The sequence below is a fragment of the Streptomyces sp. NPDC005070 genome, from assembly GCF_053600395.1.
Map to the genome: position 1 here is coordinate 43,675 of NZ_JBSFZS010000019.1, position 16,997 is coordinate 60,671.

Annotated in this window: 18 protein-coding genes; 5 read left to right on the forward strand and 13 right to left on the reverse strand. The window is 71.2% G+C overall.

Translation table 11 applies throughout. The annotated features are described in order from the left end of the window. Positions 1-72: 72 nt before the first annotated feature. The 3 genes from ACWEBX_RS09430 to ACWEBX_RS09440 all read left to right on the forward strand — a co-directional run bounded on the left by ACWEBX_RS09430 (position 73) and on the right by ACWEBX_RS09440 (position 3,359). Positions 73-2,088: an FAD-dependent oxidoreductase gene (locus ACWEBX_RS09430; RefSeq protein WP_451884313.1), complete on the forward strand. Its 2,016-nt coding sequence runs from the start codon at positions 73-75 to the stop codon at positions 2,086-2,088. Positions 2,089-2,183: 95 nt separating this feature from the next. Then, the gene (locus ACWEBX_RS09435; RefSeq protein WP_355775977.1) at positions 2,184-2,633 is read left to right on the forward strand and encodes a spore-associated protein; all 450 of its coding nucleotides are present in this window, start codon (positions 2,184-2,186) and stop codon (positions 2,631-2,633) included. A gap of 171 nt (positions 2,634-2,804) precedes the next feature. Further along, positions 2,805-3,359, forward strand: a complete 555-nt coding sequence (locus ACWEBX_RS09440; protein ID WP_451884314.1) for a PadR family transcriptional regulator — start codon at positions 2,805-2,807, stop codon at positions 3,357-3,359. 88 nt (positions 3,360-3,447) lie between these two features. Here the strand turns inward: ACWEBX_RS09440 and ACWEBX_RS09445 are convergent, their stop codons facing one another. Both ACWEBX_RS09445 and ACWEBX_RS09450 read right to left on the reverse strand, forming a co-directional pair. Continuing rightward, positions 3,448-4,008, reverse strand: coding sequence for a hypothetical protein (locus ACWEBX_RS09445; RefSeq protein WP_451884315.1), 561 nt, complete (start codon positions 4,006-4,008; stop codon positions 3,448-3,450). 186 nt (positions 4,009-4,194) lie between these two features. Continuing rightward, a complete protein-coding gene (locus ACWEBX_RS09450; RefSeq protein ID WP_451884316.1) occupies positions 4,195-5,178 on the reverse strand; it encodes a fibronectin type III domain-containing protein in 984 nt (327 codons plus the stop codon). A gap of 365 nt (positions 5,179-5,543) precedes the next feature. Here ACWEBX_RS09450 and ACWEBX_RS09455 point away from each other — a divergent pair, with 365 nt between their 5' ends. Continuing rightward, entirely contained in the window at positions 5,544-6,254 is a 711-nt protein-coding gene (locus ACWEBX_RS09455; RefSeq protein WP_451884317.1) for a glycoside hydrolase family 75 protein, read from the forward strand. A gap of 14 nt (positions 6,255-6,268) precedes the next feature. On the opposite strand, the gene ACWEBX_RS09460 is transcribed toward ACWEBX_RS09455, so the two are convergent. Then, on the reverse strand, positions 6,269-7,033 hold the full coding sequence (locus ACWEBX_RS09460; protein WP_451884318.1) for an SDR family NAD(P)-dependent oxidoreductase: 765 nt from the start codon (positions 7,031-7,033) through the stop codon (positions 6,269-6,271). A gap of 194 nt (positions 7,034-7,227) precedes the next feature. Between ACWEBX_RS09460 and ACWEBX_RS09465 the strand changes: the two genes are divergently transcribed. Further along, positions 7,228-7,893: a TetR/AcrR family transcriptional regulator gene (locus ACWEBX_RS09465; protein WP_451884319.1), complete on the forward strand. Its 666-nt coding sequence runs from the start codon at positions 7,228-7,230 to the stop codon at positions 7,891-7,893. A 24-nt stretch (positions 7,894-7,917) separates the two neighbouring features. Here the strand turns inward: ACWEBX_RS09465 and ACWEBX_RS09470 are convergent, their stop codons facing one another. The 10 genes from ACWEBX_RS09470 to ACWEBX_RS09515 form a co-directional block, all read right to left on the reverse strand. Then, positions 7,918-8,334, reverse strand: coding sequence for a PTS sugar transporter subunit IIA domain-containing protein (locus tag ACWEBX_RS09470; protein ID WP_451884320.1), 417 nt, complete (start codon positions 8,332-8,334; stop codon positions 7,918-7,920). After that, positions 8,327-8,926, reverse strand: a complete 600-nt coding sequence (dhaL, locus tag ACWEBX_RS09475) for a dihydroxyacetone kinase subunit DhaL (protein ID WP_451884321.1) — start codon at positions 8,924-8,926, stop codon at positions 8,327-8,329. Before dhaL ends, ACWEBX_RS09470 begins: the two co-directional genes overlap by 8 nt. Before the next feature lie 87 nt (positions 8,927-9,013). Further along, the gene (gene dhaK / locus ACWEBX_RS09480) at positions 9,014-10,006 is read right to left on the reverse strand and encodes a dihydroxyacetone kinase subunit DhaK (RefSeq protein WP_451884322.1); all 993 of its coding nucleotides are present in this window, start codon (positions 10,004-10,006) and stop codon (positions 9,014-9,016) included. A 177-nt stretch (positions 10,007-10,183) separates the two neighbouring features. Next, positions 10,184-11,365 (reverse strand): acyl-CoA dehydrogenase family protein, encoded by a 1,182-nt coding sequence (locus ACWEBX_RS09485; protein ID WP_451884323.1) that lies wholly within the window; start codon positions 11,363-11,365, stop codon positions 10,184-10,186. A 284-nt stretch (positions 11,366-11,649) separates the two neighbouring features. Then, positions 11,650-12,222 carry a TetR/AcrR family transcriptional regulator gene (locus tag ACWEBX_RS09490; protein WP_451884324.1) on the reverse strand — a complete coding sequence of 191 codons (573 nt, stop codon included), beginning with the start codon at positions 12,220-12,222 and terminating at the stop codon, positions 11,650-11,652. Between the two features lie 280 nt (positions 12,223-12,502). Then, complete coding sequence (locus ACWEBX_RS09495; protein ID WP_451884325.1) at positions 12,503-13,417, reverse strand: ATP-binding cassette domain-containing protein; 915 nt, start codon at positions 13,415-13,417, stop codon at positions 12,503-12,505. Between the two features lie 8 nt (positions 13,418-13,425). After that, positions 13,426-14,493, reverse strand: a complete 1,068-nt coding sequence (locus tag ACWEBX_RS09500; RefSeq protein WP_451884326.1) for an ABC transporter permease — start codon at positions 14,491-14,493, stop codon at positions 13,426-13,428. Beyond that, a complete protein-coding gene (locus ACWEBX_RS09505) occupies positions 14,493-15,512 on the reverse strand; it encodes a sugar ABC transporter substrate-binding protein (RefSeq protein ID WP_451884327.1) in 1,020 nt (339 codons plus the stop codon). The genes ACWEBX_RS09500 and ACWEBX_RS09505 overlap by 1 nt, the downstream gene beginning before the upstream one ends. 175 nt (positions 15,513-15,687) lie before the next feature. After that, entirely contained in the window at positions 15,688-16,596 is a 909-nt protein-coding gene (locus ACWEBX_RS09510; protein WP_451884328.1) for an oxygenase MpaB family protein, read from the reverse strand. 180 nt (positions 16,597-16,776) lie between these two features. Next, the gene (locus tag ACWEBX_RS09515) at positions 16,777-16,911 is read right to left on the reverse strand and encodes a hypothetical protein (RefSeq protein ID WP_451884329.1); all 135 of its coding nucleotides are present in this window, start codon (positions 16,909-16,911) and stop codon (positions 16,777-16,779) included. Between the last annotated feature and the right edge of the window lie 86 nt (positions 16,912-16,997).

A 16,997-nucleotide genomic window follows, 5' to 3' on the forward strand; every position in this document is an offset into this window, starting at 1 on the left:
TTGTGCAACTAGTTGCATAACCCGCGGCCCGTCGTCTACAACAGACGTACGACACCGCGCACGGAGGGCCCGATGAGCCGTTACCCGCATCTGCTGAACCCGCTCGACCTGGGCTTCACCACGCTGCCCAACCGCGTGCTCATGGGCTCCATGCACGTGGGCCTGGAGGAGGCCGAGCGCGGCTTCGAGCGCATGGCGGAGTTCTACGCCACCCGCGCACGAGGCGGCGTGGGCCTGATCGTCACCGGCGGCATCGCGCCCAACGACGCCGGCCGGCCGTACGAGGGCGGCGCCAAGCTGACCACCGAGGCCGAGGCCGCGCAGCACGCCGAGATCACCGCCGCGGTGCACCGCGAGGGCGGGAAGATCGCGATGCAGATCCTGCACTTCGGCCGGTACGCCTATCACCAGGACCTGGTCGCCCCCAGCGCGCTGCAGGCCCCGATCAGCCCCTTCGTGCCGAACGAGCTCAGCGACGCCGAGATCGAGCAGACCATCGACGACTACGCCCGCGCCGCCCGGCTCGCCCGGCAGGCCGGCTACGACGGCGTCGAGATCATGGGCTCCGAGGGCTACCTCATCAACGAGTTCATCGCCCTCCAGGCCAACCGGCGTGACGACCGCTGGGGCGGCTCGTACGAGAACCGGATGCGCTTCCCCGTCGAGATCGTCCGCCGCGTCCGCGAGGCCGTCGGTGACGACTTCATCATCATCTACCGTCTGTCGATGCTCGACCTGGTGCCCGGCGGCTCCTCGCTCGACGAGGTCATCACGCTCGCGCGGGCCGTCGAGGCCGCCGGAGCGACGATCATCAACACCGGCATCGGCTGGCACGAGGCCCGCATCCCCACCATCGCGACCTCGGTGCCCCGCGGCGCCTACGCCTGGGTGACCAAGAAGGTCATGGGCTCCGTCTCGATCCCGCTGGTGACCACCAACCGCATCAACACCCCGGAGATCGCCGAGCAGTTGCTCGCCGACGGTCACGCGGACATGGTCTCCCTCGCCCGGCCGATGCTCGCCGACCCCGACTTCGTCGCCAAGGCCGAGGCCGGACGCCCGGAGGCCATCAACACCTGCATCGGGTGCAACCAGGCCTGCCTCGACCACACCTTCAGTGGCAGGATCACCTCCTGCCTGGTCAACCCGCGCGCCTGCCACGAGACGGAGCTCGTCCTCGCGCCGACCCGGCTGCGCAAGACCGTCGCCGTCGTGGGCGCCGGGCCCGCCGGACTCGCCTGCGCCGTCAGCGCCGCCGAACGAGGCCACGACGTCACGCTGTTCGACGCCGCGGACGACATCGGCGGCCAGCTCAACGTGGCCCGCAAGGTCCCCGGCAAGCAGGAGTTCGACGAGACGATCCGCTACTTCCGCACCCAGCTCGAACTCCACGGCGTGGACGTCCGGTTGAACACACCGGCCACCGTGGAGAACCTGGCGGCGTACGACGAGGTCGTCGTCGCCACGGGTGTCAGCCCGCGCACCCCGGAGATCCCGGGCGTCGACCACCCGAGCGTCGTCGGCTACCTCGACGTCCTGCGCGACGGAGCCCCCGTCGGTGACCGTGTCGCCATCCTCGGCGCCGGCGGCATCGGCTTCGACGTCGCCGAGTTCCTCACCGACAGTGGCGACAAGGCGAGTGAGGACCCGGCGACGTACTTCCGGAGCTGGGGCGTCGACATGGACTACCGGACCCCCGGCGGCCTCGGCGCCCCCGAACGGCCCGCCCCGCCGCGCACGGTGCACCTCCTGCAGCGCAAGGCGTCCAAGGTCGGCGCCGGACTCGGCAAGACCACCGGCTGGATCCACCGCACCGAGCTCAAGCACCGGGGCGTCACCATGGTTCCGGGTGCCCGGTACGACCGGATCGACGACGCCGGACTGCACGTCACCGTCGACGGCCACAGCCAGGTCCTGGAGGTCGACACGATCGTGCTGTGCACCGGACAGGAGCCGCGCCGCGACCTGTACGAGGCGCTGCGCGCCACGGGCCGCGGTGTCCACCTCATCGGCGGCGCCGACGTGGCCGCAGAACTGGACGCCAAGCGCGCCATCAAGCAGGGCACGGAACTGGCGGCGGCGCTCTAGGAAACAACTTCTGCGGCGGGGCACAACCGTTTCGGGGTGTCGTGGGTCACATCAGGCAGGAGCAAACGCCTCCAAAGATCCACAAGGGGGAAATAATGGGATTCAACCGTTCCGCCCTGATGGCCGGCACCTTCGCGGCGGTGCTGGTGGGAGCCACCGCCGCTCTGGCGGCGCCCGCCTCGGCCGCGGCCAACACCACACCGCAGAAGGTCTGCGGCAGCGCCTACAAGACCGTGAACTCGGCGCCCATCGGCTCCCTGGGCACCGTCTACCTCACGTACAACTCCTCGAACGGCAAGAACTGCGTCACGACCATCCGCAACAGCCCGGGCACCGCCGTGGACATGTCCGCGTGGGTCTATGTCTCCGACACCGGCCTGGGCGACGACGACTACGGCCGGTACACGTCGTACGCGGGACCGACGTACGTGTACGGCAAGGGCCACTGCGTGGACTGGGGCGGCCAGATCAAGAACGTGTACACCCAGGTGTCCGGCTCCAACTGCGGCGCCTTCAAGGAGCAGCGGGTGACCTTCACCCGCTGACCCGCCGCCCCGGACGGCCACCGTGCACCACCCGGCGGGCGCCCGGGGACGCGTGACCCGGCTCGCCCCGGCGGACTCACCGAGTTCCGCCGGGGCGAGTGCCTGTCGCGCTGTCCGGGGGAGCACGGCCGGTCACCGGGCGGCACCCGCGGGGCTCCCTAGGATGACCCCATGTCACTCCCGCACGCGATCCTCACCGCCCTGCTCGAGAAGCCCTCGTCCGGCCTCGAACTGACCCGGCGGTTCGACAAGTCGATCGGCTACTTCTGGTCGGCGACGCACCAGCAGATCTATCGCGAGCTGGGAAAACTGGAGGCCGAGGGATTCATCAAGGCCCTGCCTCCCGAGCAGCACAGCCGGGGCCAGAAGAAGAGCTACGAGGTCCTGCCCGCCGGCCGCGCCGAACTCGCCCGCTGGACCGCCGCCTCGCAGGACCCGAAGCCACTGCGCGACACGATGCTGCTGCGTCTGCGTGCCGCGGCCGTCGTCGGCACCGAGGGCGTCGAGGGCGTGGAGGCCGATCTGCGCCGGCATCTCGCCCTGCACCGGAGCCAGTTGGCCGAGTACGAGGAGATCCAGGACCGGGACTTCCCGCCGGGGAAGAGCACACCCGAGGACCGGCTGCGCCACCTCGTCCTGCGCGCCGGCATCGACCTGGAGACCTTCTGGACCCGGTGGCTGACCCACGCCCTGGCCGAGTTCGAGAGCATGCGCGCGAGCGACTGAGCATCGCCCGGCACGGCTGGACCCGGCACGAGGCGGCCGTCCGTGACCGGAGTCGGCGGAACGGCCGCCCGTCGCGACGGACCTCGGATCAGAGCCGGTGCGGCTTGGAACGGCGGCGCAGGAACCAGCCCGCCGCCACCGTGCCGGCCACGACCAGGACCCCGCCGCCGACGACCGTGGCCGTGCCGTAGTCCTTCACGGCTCCGCCCAGCCCGCCCATGACGCCACGCGACGGCGACGGCGACGGCGAGACCGTCGTCGAGATCGTGGGCGTCGCGGGTGCCGCGCTGGCGGCGACGACGATCGCCTGGGTGCCCGCCGTCGTTCCGTCCTGGCAGACGACGATGACCGTGAACGTCCCGGGGCTCACGCCCGTCCAGGCCGCCGACTGGTTGCTGCTCGTCCCGGTAAGCGGCATCTGTCGGCCCTGGGCGAAGTTGCTCTGCCCGCTGGAGAGCAGCGAGGCGTTGCCGAAGCTGCTCCCGTTGCTCGGGCAGGCGCTGGTGGTGACCGAGACCGAGGTGCCACTGGTGCTCACGGAGATCCCGGAACCCCATGCGACGGCCGCCGGGGCGGCCAGGGTGAGCGGAAGCGCAGCGGTGGCGGCCACGGTCAGGCCTGAGCGGAGAAGTCTCTGAGTGGTACGCATAGGATCTGCCCTCCAGCGGCACGGTTGGCGGTACATCCCATGCGCCGCCGAGGATTGGAAAGGCCCGTGCTGCCTCAGTGCGAGCCAATGCGCCCTGGCCGGGGCCCGCATGCGGACGGGGACCGGGCAGGTGACGAATTCCATCGTCCGGCGGACTGCGCGGCGCCGATGCCGGGGTGGTGGCGGTCAGCGTCCCGTCGTCACGGAGCGCTCCGGGGACGGCGCGCCCCATGTGCCGTCGGGCAGCTTCGCCCGCAGCCGTACCCGGTGGGTCACGCCCGCGTCCCGGCCGATGTAGAAGCTGTGGGTGCAGGTGCCGATGGGTGGGCTGCCGCCCCAGACGAGCGAGGTCACGGCACGTCCGTCGAGCTGGATCCGGTACTCCGTGATCACCCCGTCGACCTCGGGAGCGGTCCAGGCCAGGTCGATGTAGTACGCCCCGTCGCGCCGGTGCGTCGTCGCCCGGAAGCCGGCCGGTGCCGTGCTCCGGTCGTCCTCCGGCCCCGGCGCGGTGCTGATCCTGACGGAGCCGCTCGGTGACGAGACGTTGTCCGCGGCGTCGCGGGCCCGCACGGTGAACACGTAGTCCGTGCCCGGCCGCAGCCCGGTGACGACGGCGGCCGTCTGTGTGCCCCCGACACTGTGGATCTTCGACGTGCCCTGGTAGATGTCGTACGAGGCCACACCCCGCGTGTCGGACGACGCCGTCCAGGAGAGCTGGACCGCCCTGCCGCCGACGGCCCTCCCCTTTGGGCTGCCGGGGCGGGTGGGCGTGGTGCGGTCGGCCGCACCCGCCGCGGGGGTGGTGGCCCGCACGGGCCGGCTGAGCGGCCCCGGGACCCCGTCCGCGTTCCGGGCCCGGACCCTGAAGACGTACGCGGTGGACGGTTCGAGCCGCGTGATGTCCACCATGTGCTCCGAACCCGGCACTTCTTTGACCTTGATGGTGCCGCGATACACCTCGTAGCGGGTGATCCTCGGGTCCTCGAGGGTCAGGTTCCACATGACGTGGACGCTGGTCGAACTCCCCGCGGCGGCGGTCACGCCCGTCGCCGCGGCGGGCACCCGCTCGCCCCGGCCGGACGCGGGGGCGCCCCAGCCGCAGGAGGTGAGCGCGAGCAGCGCTCCGCACACCAGGGTGCGCGGGACGGTGGGGGGAACGCGTCGCACGGGTCTGCCCTCCCTCGACGGGATTGGTCTGTACCTATAAGACACGGGTGACGCGGCCACATCAAGAGGGCGGACGTCGTCGACCGGACCGTCACGGGGGTACGTATGCTGATCCTCGACGCGGTGTGAACTCGCCCCACTGTCAGGGGAGTTCCTGCCCACGGCGCGGAACGCTGTCGTCGCTGATCCCGCGCCGGCGTGTGCGGCCGAGCGGCCGGAGCCGGGTTCGGCTCGGGCCCTCGGCCGCCTGGCGCCCGCGGATGTGGCCGTGCACCGTCCGGCCCCCTCCCGGTGGACGCGCTGTCAAAGGCCCACCAGATTTGGCCGAATGAGCGTCCATGTCCCCCAGGAGAGGGTCTCCCATCGTGCGTGTCCAGTCGCTGACGCTGGCCGCGGCCGCCGCAGCCGCCTTGCTCGCCTCGGCCCCCGTGGTGCTGTCCACGACCTCCAACACGGGCCGCCCCGGCAGCCCCGCAACGCCCGCACGGGAGGGCTCCGTCGAGGCCGCCGACCTGCTGGCGAGACTCGGCGGCTGCGTCCCCGTCTCGCACGGGCGATACCGCAGCGACGACGGCACCCGTGCCGACATTCCGGTCTGCGGCATCCCGGGCGCGGTCTTCTGGACGGCCGACATGGACATCGACTGCGACGGCAGGGCGGGCCCCCTGTGCAACAGCCGCACCGACCCGCTCTTCTCCGAGTCCACGGCCTTCACGCAGTCCGACGGCCGATATCTGAGTGCCGAGACCCTGCCCTACATCGTCGTACCGGCGGAGAGCGGCATCTGGAACTTCCGCGACCACGGCATCGGGCCCGGCTCGGTCGCGGCCGTCATCTACCGGGACCGCGTCCAGTACGCCGTCGTCGGTGACACCGGTCCGCAGGACATCATCGGCGAGGCCTCGTACGCGACGGCCGTGGGGCTCGGAATCCGTCCCGATCCCCGCGGCGGCGGGACGCCCTCCGGGGTCACCTACCTCGTGTTCAAGAACGCCCGGGTGTCACCCATCGAGGACCACGCCGCCGCGGTGGCGACGGGGGAGAGGCTGGCCCGGGCACTCCTGGGCGACGGCTGAGGGCCGCTTCGCCGTCAGACAGCCGCCCAGCCGTTGTCGACAGGCAGGATCACGCCGTTGATGTTGCTCGCCGCGTCCGAGGCGAGGAACACGATCGCCGCGGCCTGCTCCTCCGCCTCGGCGAGCCGGCCGACGTTGCCCATGTAGGCGCCGAGGACGGCCGGACCGTGCGCGCCCGGCTCGATGTCCACGGTGATGCCGGTGCTGGTGCCGCCCGGGGCGATGGCGTTCGCGCGGATGCCCTTGTCCCGGTACATCACGGCGAGGGACTTCGTGAGCCCCACGACGCCGTGCTTCGAGGCGGTGTAGGCGGCTCCGGCGGCACTGCCGCGCAGGCCCGCCTCCGAGGCGGTGTTCACCACGACCCCCTTGCCGGCGGCGAGCATGTGCGGCAGCACGGCCCGGGTGAGCAGGAACGGGGCCGTGAGGTTGACGCGGATGACCCGCTCCCACTCCGCGTCGCCGACCTCGGCCGGCGCCGACATGCGGTCCATGATCCCGGCGTTGTTGACCAGCACGTCGACCCCGCCGAACCGCTCCACCGCGGTCGCGGTGACCCGGTCGACGACCGCCTGCTCGCTGAGGTCGCCCGTCACCGCCACGGCGCTCCCGCCGGCCGCCGCTATCTCCGCGACGACCGCCGCGGCGCCCTCGGCATTGAGATCGGCCACGACCACCCGCGCGCCCTGAGCCGCGAAGGCGAGGGCGGTGGCGCGGCCGATGCCCGAGCCGGCGCCGGTGACGATGATGCTGCGGCCGTCCGTTCCCGTGGTGCTCATGACGTTCTCCCAGAGGTTGTCTGCCGGTGCGGTCGACGTCCCGCGCCGCCACAGTACGACTTATTGTCGCTGAATGACAGAAAGTCTTGGGGGAGATCGTCCTGGAAGGGATCGGAGATCGCTAGACTCACCGCAGCCGCGGTCCCGGACGGCGGCGGCTTCCGCGGACGGAACCCAGAACCGAGGAGTCACCAGTGCCGGACGGCGCGATCGGCGAACACCCCGGCCGAGGCCACGGCCGTACCGGGCGACCGCCGCTCACCGACGAACGCAAGGCCGAGATCCGGCTGGAGATCGCCCGCGCCGCGGTGGAACTGTTCGTGGACCAGGGCGTCGCCGCCACCACCGGCGACCAGATCGCCCAGGCCGTCGGCCTGTCCACGCGGACCCTGTGGCGCTACTTCCCCGGCAAGGAAAGCTGCGTGAGCCCCCTGTTCGCGGCCGGGATCGACGCGATCGCGGCGGCGCTGCGGGCCTGGCCCGAGGGCGCCCCCCTGGAGGACGCCCTGGAACGGGCGTCCACGAGCGGCGAGGGCTCGATGCTCAGGCCCGAGCCGCCCAGGGTCCGTACGCTGCTGAGGCTCACCCGAACCGAACCGGGACTGCGTGCCGTCTGGCTCCAGGCCCACGACGAGGCCGAGCCGGTGTTCGCCCGCGCGCTCGCCGACCGCGCCGGTCTCGGCGCAGTCGACCTGCGCTCGGAGATCCAGGCCGCCATGCTCAACGCGGCGCTGCGCGCGGCCGTCGAGCACTACGCGTGGCGCACCGACGAGCCGGATCCCGACCCTGCGAAGGCCCGCTCGGAACTGGCGGCGACCATCCGCTCGGCCCTGATCTTCGCGGCGAACGGAATCACCTGATACGGGCTTTCGCGCTCCCGGTCCTCACACCTTCCGGTAGGTGTACGCCTCCGCCGCCGCGGCCTCCACGGCCGCGAGGTCGGCGCCCGCCGAGGCCGTGACGACCGCGGCCACCGCTCCCTCGACGAAGGGAGCGTCCACCAGCCGTGTGCCGTCCGGCAGTTCGTCGCCCTCGGCGAGCAACGCCTTGACGGTGAGCACGGCACTGCCCAGGTCGGTGAGCACGGCGACCCCGGCTCCGCGGTCCACGGAGGCCGCGGCGGCGGCGATGACGTCCGCGCTGGTGCCGAGCCCCCCGTCCAGGGTGCCGCCCGCCGGCGCGACCGGAGCGACCGCGCCGCCACCGGCCAGGCCCATGGCCAGTTCGGCCACGGAAGCGGCGACGGCGGCGCTGTGCGAGACCAGCACGATTCCTACGCGTCGTTCCTCGGTGTCACTCATCGGCTGCCTCCACGAGTGCGGCGATCAACAGGGCCGAGGAGGTGGCACCGGGGTCCTGGTGCCCGATGCTGCGCTCGCCCAGATAGCTCGCGCGGCCCTTGCGGGCCTGCAGGGGCGTCGTCGCCACGGCCCCCTCCTCGGCGGCGGACCTGGCCGCGTCGAACGACTCGGTGAGCGCGTCGACCGCGGGAACCAGGGCGTCGACCATGGTCTTGTCGCCGGGAACGGCTCCGCCCAGCGCCATCACCGCGTCGACGCCCGTGCGCAGCGCGTCCGCGAACTGTTCGTCGGTGACCTCGGCGGCGCCGCCGAGCGCTTTGCCGGTCCGGCGCAGCAGCGTGCCGTACAGCGGCCCGGACGCGCCGCCGACCGTCGAGATCAACTGCCTCCCGGCGAGCGTGAGAACGGCACCGGGGGTGTCCGGGGCCTCCTTCTCCAGGGTGGCGGTCACGGCGGCGAATCCGCGCTTCAGATTGCTGCCGTGGTCGGCGTCACCGATGGGCGAGTCCAGGTCGGTGAGCCGCTCCGCCTCGCGGTCCACCGAGGCTGCGGTCGCCGTCATCCAACGGCGGAAGAAATCGGCGTCGAGCACGGAATCTCCTTGCGTGGTACGGAAGTTGACCTGGCCACCCTTCAAGGGCCCGTGGGCCGCCTGCCGTTCGGGGCACGCCGACGGCGTTCACACACCCCAGCGCAGCCCCGGCGTCTTCACCGGCGCGTCCCACAGGCGCAGCAGATCCTCGTCCACCTCGCACAGGGTCACCGAGGCGCCCGCCATGTCGAGGGAGGTGACGTAGTTGCCGACGAGGGTGCGCGCCACCGGGATGCCCCGCTCGGTCAGCACCCGCTGGACCTCCGCGTTGAAGCCGTACAGCTCCAGCAGGGGGGTGGCGCCCATGCCGTTGACGAGGAGCAGCACCGGATTGCGCGGCGCGAGGTCGTCCAGAACGGCATGCACGGAGAAGTCGGCGATCTCGCGCGCCGTCATCATCGCGCGCCGCTCCCGGCCCGGTTCGCCGTGGATGCCGACACCGAGTTCGAGCTCCCCGGCCGGCAGATCGAACGTCGGGCTGCCCTTGGCCGGGGTCGTGCAGGCGCTGAGCGCGACGCCGAAGCTGCGGGAGTTGTCGTTGACCCGCCGGGCCAGTGCCTCGACCACCTCCAGGGGCGCACCCTCCTCGGCGGCGGCCCCCGCGATCTTCTCGACGAACAGCGTCGCGCCCGTTCCGCGCCGGCCTGCCGTGTACAGACTGTCGGTGACGGCCACATCGTCGTTGACGAGCACTTTGGCGATCTGGATGCCCTCGTCCTCGGCCAGCTCCGCCGCCATGTCGAAGTTGAGGACGTCGCCGGTGTAGTTCTTCACGATGAACAGCACGCCCGCGCCGCTGTCCACGGCCGCGGCGGCCCGCACCATCTGGTCGGGCACCGGGGACGTGAAGACCTCACCGGGGCACGCCGCCGACAGCATCCCGGGGCCCACGAATCCGCCGTGCAGCGGCTCGTGCCCGGACCCGCCGCCGGAGACGAGGCCGACCCTTCCCGCGACCGGTGCGTCCCTGCGTACGATCACGCGGTTGTCGACGTCCACCGTCAGCTCCGGATGGGCCGCCGCCATGCCCCGCAGCGCGTCCGCCACCACCGTCTCCGCCACGTTGATGAGCATCTTCATGGGAACCTCCTGGTGAGAAGAACCGCTGGGCCGTCCGACGAGCGGGTCGGCGGTGCGTGGAGCTCACACTGGGAAGTATCGGTGTTCGGGCGGCGATAATCACGTGCCCGGACGTTCTTCCGGTGAGTGCGGGGACCGCACTCACCGGTTCCGCCCGGCGGGTCCGTACCGTGCCGGCTACTTCCCGGCGTGGCTCACCCGGAGGCTGCCGCGGTCGCTCTCCTTCAGGCCGCGGCCGATGATCAGGCGCTGGATCTGGTTGGTGCCCTCGAAGATCTGCATGACCTTGGCCTCGCGCATGTAGCGCTCGACCGGGAAGTCGCGGGTGTAGCCCGCGCCGCCCAGTACCTGGACCGCGTCGGTGGTGATCTTCATGGCGTTGTCGGTGGAGATCAGCTTGGCGATCGACGCCTCGGACTGGAACGGCAGCCCCTCGTCCTTGAGCCGGGCGGCGGCGAGCGTGGTGGCCCGGGAGACCTGCACGGCCGCGGCCATGTCGGCGAGGACGAAGGCCAGTCCCTGGTGCTCGATGATGGGCCGGCCGAAGGTCTCCCGTTCCCGCGAGTAGCGCAGCGCGTGGTCCAGCGCCCCCTGGGCGAGGCCCGTGGCCACGGCCGCGATGCCGAGCCGTCCGCAGTTCAGTCCGGCGAACGCGATCCTGAGTCCCGCGCCCTCCTCGCCGATCCGGCGGCTCGCGGGGACGCGCACGTTCTCCAGGCGCACGGTGGCGGTGGCGGACCCGGTCAGGCCCATCTTCTGCTCCGGCGGATCGGCCACCACACCTGGCGTGTCGGCCGGGACGAGGAAGCAGGAGATGGCGTGCGAGCCCTCGTCGGACGTACGGGCCATGACCGTGTAGAAGTCGGCGTGCCCGCCGTGCGTGGTCCAGGCCTTGGCACCGTTCAGTACGTAGTCGTCGCCGTCCCGGACCGCCCGGGTGCGCATCGCGGAGGGGTCGGAACCGGCGTGGGCCTCGGACAGACAGTAGGCGCCGAGCAGCTCGCCGCCGAGCATGTCCGGAAGCCACTCCCGCTTCTGGTCCTCGGTGCCGAACTCGGCGAGGGCGAAGCAGGACAGCGCGTGCACCGAGACGCCCACCGCCACGCTCGCCCACACGGCCGCGATCTCCTCCACGGCCTGGAGGTAGACCTCGTAGGGCTGCTCGCCGCCGCCGAACGCCTCGGGGTAGGGCAGGCTGAGCAGCCCGGCCCGTCCGAGCGTACGGAAGACCTCGCGGGGGAAGCGCCCCTCGGCCTCCGCCTCGGCGACGCGCGGGGCGAGCTCCTTCTCGGCGAGCTCGCGGGTCAGAGCGATCAGGTCGACGGCTTCCGGCGTGGGGAGGGTGCGGGTCGCGGGCATGGCATGTCCTCGGTGGTGGCGGTTCGCCGGACGATATTGATACGCCAGGCGATACAACAGTATCGTTTTTGGTACCACCAGGCCATGCGGACCGTCGACGGATTCGCCTCGGGGCGTGGGTGGCTCTCGCGACGCCGCTCGACGCCGCTCGTCGGGGACGTCGGGGATGTCGGGGATGTCGGGGATGTCGGGGATGTCGGGGACGTCGGGGACGTCGGCGTCAGGGATGACCGATGTCAGGGATCGCCGGCGTCAGGGATCGCCGGCGTCAGGGGTGGACCGCGTCAGGGGGAGACGGCGTGCACGATGAGCGAGGCGAGCTCGGCGTAGGCCTCGGCGTCGTTCAGCCCGGTGCGTGCGGCCACCTCGCCGCGCTGGATCTCCTGCATGGTCGCGGCCACGACCTCGCCCACGAACGCGGCGTGGACGTCACGGAACGCCCCGGCGGCCACGCCGTCGGCGATCAACTGCCGGATCCTTCCCGCCGCGAGGCGCGTGTTGGCCTCGTACACCTCGCGGGCAGGTTCGAACTGGGCCATGTCGTCGAGGAACTGCCGGGAGAGCGGTCGCAGCTGCTCGGCGACCGTGTCCAGGTAGACCACCACGCGCTCGGAGGGCGCGGAGGTGTCGGCCACCCTCTTCTCGACGGCCTGGGCGGCCTCCCGGAAGTAGTGCTTCACCGCCTCCCGGACCAACTCCTGCTTGCTTCCAGCCAGTTGGTACAGCGTCGTCTTCGAGCAGTGCAGCCGCTCGGTCAGCTCGTCGAGCGTGAACGCCGCGAAGCCCTCCGCCACCAGCAACGCGACCAGCCGCTGGAGCAGGTCGGTCTGGCGCGCGGTACGACGTGTGGACGGCATGATCTCAGCGTAACCGTTCCTCCATTACCGTGACCGCCGCCCCTCCGGGGGTGTGATCCGGGCCGTGAGGGGCGCTGTCCTGCGGCGATGCCATCCGGGGAAGTCCGGCGCCGCCCTCCTGGGGCGGCGGGCTCGTCCCCCGGCAGGCCGTCGCGGGCCCGGCAGGCAGTCGCGTCCCCGGCTGCCGGTATGGCTTTCCGGGCCGGGGTGCGACTGGCCGCCGGCCCGTCCTCTGTGCCGGGTCCGTCGGCCGCATCGGGCGTCCGGCCGACGGGGAGCGTCAGGGGGAATCGCCGGGGAGGTCCGGTGCCGGCGCCGCAAGACCGTCCGCCTCCGGGAGCCGCTGTACGTCGACCCCGCGCACCTGCGCCAACTCGTGCTTGAGCGCGGCCAGTTCGGCGCCGCCCGCCATATGGTCGGTGAGCTCCTCCAGGCCGACCTCGCCGCGGTCGGCGCTGAGTTCGAGCGTGCCGAGCCGCAGCACGCTGAAGTGATCGCCGACCATGTAGGCGTGGTGCGGGTTGTGGGTGATGAAGATGACGCCGAGCCCGCGGTCGCGGGCCGCGGCTATGTACTTGAGGACGACACCGGACTGTTTGACGCCGAGCGCGGCGGTCGGCTCGTCCAGGATGAGGACACGGGCGCCGAAGTACACGGCGCGGGCGATGGCCACGGACTGGCGTTGCCCGCCGGAGAGCGTGCCGATCGGCCGGTCGAGGTCGTCGAGGACGATGCCCATGTTGCGCAGTTCCTCGTCGGCGGTCCGCCTCATCCGGGCGATGTCGAGCCGGCGTACGGGCCAGGGGCCCCTGGTCATCTCGGAGCCGAGGAAGAAGTTCCGCCACACAGGCATCAACGGCACTGTCGCGAGGTCCTGGTAGACGGTGGCGATGCCGCGGGCGAGGGCCTCGCGCGGGCTGCCGAAGCGCACCGCCGTACCGTCCACGAGGAACTCGCCCTCGCTGTGCTGATGGAGCCCCGAGATGATTTTGATGAGGGTCGATTTCCCGGCGCCGTTGTCGCCGAGGACGCAGGTCACCCGGCCTGGACGGACGGTGAGGGAGACGTCGTGCAGGGCGCGGATGTTGCCGTACGACTTGCCCGCCCCGCGCAGCTCGACGATCGCGGCGTCGCCGTCACCGGGACGGGTGTCCTGGCGTACGGTGCGCACGGTTCCGGATCCTTTGTCTGCCATGGGTCGGTTCACCTCCGGGTCGCCGCGCGGCGGACCCACAGATTGACGAGCGTGGCGCCGAGCAGCATCACGCCGAGGAAGGCCTTGAACCAGTCGGGATTCCAGCCGGCGTAGACGATGCCCTGGTTCACCATGCCGAACATGAAGGCGCCGAAGACGGGGCCGATCGCGGAGCCGTAGCCGCCGGTGAGCAGACAGCCGCCGATCACCGCCGCGGCGATGTAGATGAGTTCCTGGCCGACACCTTCACCCGACTGCACGGTGTTGAACGAGAACAGTTGGTGCATGCCCACGAACCAGGCGCCGAAGCCGACCGCCATGAACAGCGTGATCTTGGTGAAGGTCACCGGTACGCCGACCGCGCGGGCGCTGTCCTGGTCGCCGCCGACGGCGAAGACCCAGTTGCCGTACTTGGTGCGCAGCAGCACCCAGGTGGCGAGCGCCGCGAAGACGAGCCACCACACGACCGTGATCTTCACCTGGACACCGCCGACGTCGAGCGACGAGGCGAAGACCCTTCTCGCCTGGCCGAAACCGTCCATGTCGCTGATGTCGTCGGTGGCGACGTTGTCGGTGACCAGCTTGGTGACCGCGAGGTTCACGCCTTGCAGGATCAGAAAGGTCCCGAGCGTCACCAGAAAGCTCGGCAGGCCGGTGCGGACCATCATCCAGCCGTTGAACGCGCCGATCGCGAGCGAGAGGACGAGCGCCACCACGACACCCGCCCACACGTTCATGGTGAGTTGGTAGCTCAGCATGCTCGCCGTCAGTGCCGAGGTGATCACCGCGACACCGGCGGACAGGTCGAACTCGCCGCCGATCATCAGCAGGGCGACGGGCAGGGCCATGAGGCCGATCGTCGAGGACTGGTAGAGCACGGTCGCCATCGAACTGCCTGAGCGCACGGACGGCGCCGCGATCAGGAAGAAGACGAACACGGCGGCGGCGCCCAGGAACACCCCGACCTCGGGGCGGGCGAGCAGCCGCAGTGCCAGGGGGCGTCGCGTCGTCCGCCCCGCGGTCGTCCGGGGGCCGGGAGCCGGCGGCGCGGTCGCCGTCGGCCCGGCCGTGCTCATCACCGAGTGCCCTTCGTGGCGAACTCGGCGACGGTGTCGACGTTGCTCTTGTCCACGAACGCCGGACCGGTGAGCACCGGCTGCTCGCCACCACCGCTGTAGTTGCCGTTGTTCTTGTAGAGCCACAGCGAGTCGATCGCCAAGTAGCCCTGAAGGTAGGGCTGCTGGTCGACCGCGAACTGGATGGTGCCCTTGCTGATGGCGCCGGTGAGTTCCTTGTTGAGGTCGAAGGTGGCGATCTTCGCCTTGCTGCCGGCGTCGCCGACCGACTGCACCGAGGTCAGGGCGTACGGGGCACCCAGCGCGACGACGTAGTCGATCGCGGGGTCCTGCTTGAGCTTGGCGGTGATCGTCGACTTCACGGACGGCATGTCGGTGCCGTTGACGTACAGGTTCACCGTGGTGCCGCTGAACGTCTTCTTCACGCCGTCGCACCGCTGGGTGAGGCCGACGTTGCCCTGTTCCTGGATGACACAGACGGCCTTCTTGGCCCCTTCCGCGTTCAGCTTCTTGCCGAGTGCCTCGCCCGCGACGGTCTCGTCCTGGCCGAAGAACTCCATCAGGCCGAGCTTCTTCCAGTCGCTGAGACCGGAGTTGAGACCCACGACGGGTATGCCGGCCGAAGTCGCCTTGCCCACCGCGTCCTTCATGGCGTCGGGCTTGGCCAGGGTGATGGCGATGCCGTCGACCTTCTGGTCGATCGCGTTCTGCACCAGGTTGGCCTGCTCGCCCGCGTTCGGGTCGTGCGAGTAGACGAGCCTGATGTTGTCCTTGGCGGCCGCGGCCTCGGCGCCCTTGCGGACGATGTCCCAGAACGTGTCGCCGGGCGCCTGGTGGGTGACCAGGGCGACCGTCATCCGCGGTGTGTTCGCCCTGCCCGCGGCGCCACCGCCCCCGCTCTCCTCGGCCTTCTTGCCGCCCGAGCTGCTGGTACACCCCGAGGCGAGCAATAAGGCCGCGGCGGTCAGGGTGGCGAGCGGGACGATTCTCCGTGAACGGGGGTGGAATGTGCGATCCATCTCTGCAGCACCTCACTGTGCGCCCGGGGCCTGTGTGTCTCCTCACGTACATCCCCAGCAACAGACGCATCACGCATGGGATCGTCACCGGACCGACCGGCAACTCCGTTGAACGGCAACCGATTTGAGCCGAGACACGGACGCCGCATCGCTCAGGACGCTCCGAAGGTCCTGGTCACCGCCCCGCGTGTGTTCTGGGCGAGGGAAGTCCGGCAGCCGAGCGGCGCGCGGCGTAGGCGAGGGGGAGGTAGCGCAGCCGCTCCGGGAGCAACGGGACGGTTCTGCGGACGACCGCCCCGAAGCGGCGCAGCCGGCGCTCGTCCCGGGCGCTCCACGTGAGGCCGAGCCGCTTCCGTGCCGCGGGCGGCAGCAGGCCGGTCGTGACGAACACGTTCAACCGCGCCAGCGGCGGGCGCAGCAGCGGCCAGAGGCGCCGGAGCAGGGCGGGCGATCCGTCCGGGAGCGCGACGGGCCGGTGCGGGTCGAGGAGTTCCCGGACGACGGCCGTCGCCTCCAGCTCGTCGTGGACCATCGCATCGAAGTACCGCCAGAACGCCTCCGGTGTGGGCGGCATGTCACGGCGGTGGATGCCGAGAATGTCACCGAGCTGGAGGAGTTCGTCGTAGAGGCGGCGCTGCTCGTCCTCGTCCAAGGGGCGGGCGAGACAGTCCGCCGCCCGTATGAAGACCGGGTAGGCGGTGGCGTGGACCCAGGCGTAGTAGGCCGGGGTCAGGGCGTGATAGGCGCGGCCGTGACGGTCCGTGCCCGAGATCGTCCGGTGCAGGCGCCGCAGCCGGCGGCCCTCCTCCAGGGCCTGCTCGCCGCCGTAGACCCACAGTTGGAGCGACTGCAGCGAGCGCCGCGCGCGGCCCCAGGGGTCGGTGCGGAAGACCGAGTGGTCGTCGACGCCGGCACCGACGGCCGGGTGCGCGACCTGGAGCACGAGAGCGGCGGGCAGGGCGAACAGCATCCGTACGTCACCCGCGAGGTCCCACAGGACGCATCCCGGTGCGAACGGGACCGGCTCGGGCGACGGCGTTCGAGCCGCGCCACCGGGTCCGGATGCCTTCGACAGGCCGTGCATGCTGCCCCCGTCCCTCGTTCCGACCGGGGTGTTGACGTCCCCCGACGGAACGAGTGAATAGTCTTTTGTACCTCCGCCTCTCTCGACGATACGTCCGGCTCTTTCGATGGAGGTAGGCCCGCGATCTGTGCGTATCCCGTGCTGAGGGGCATGGCGAGGGCGGTACGAGTGATGCCGGCCTCAGCTGTGGGCGGCCGGTGCGGCCGTCAGGTCGGCGAAGTCGCCCAGCATGTGCGAGGTGTGCGCGGGTCGGCCCGTGACGAGGCGGAACGTGTGTGCCGCCGCGTGGACCAGCAGGCTCCCGCCGCGCAGCACCGGGCACCCCAGGGAGCCCGCCGCCCGCGCGAGCGATCCGGGGCCGGGGCGGTGGCCGAGGTCGCAGATCCACAGGTCGCCGCGCA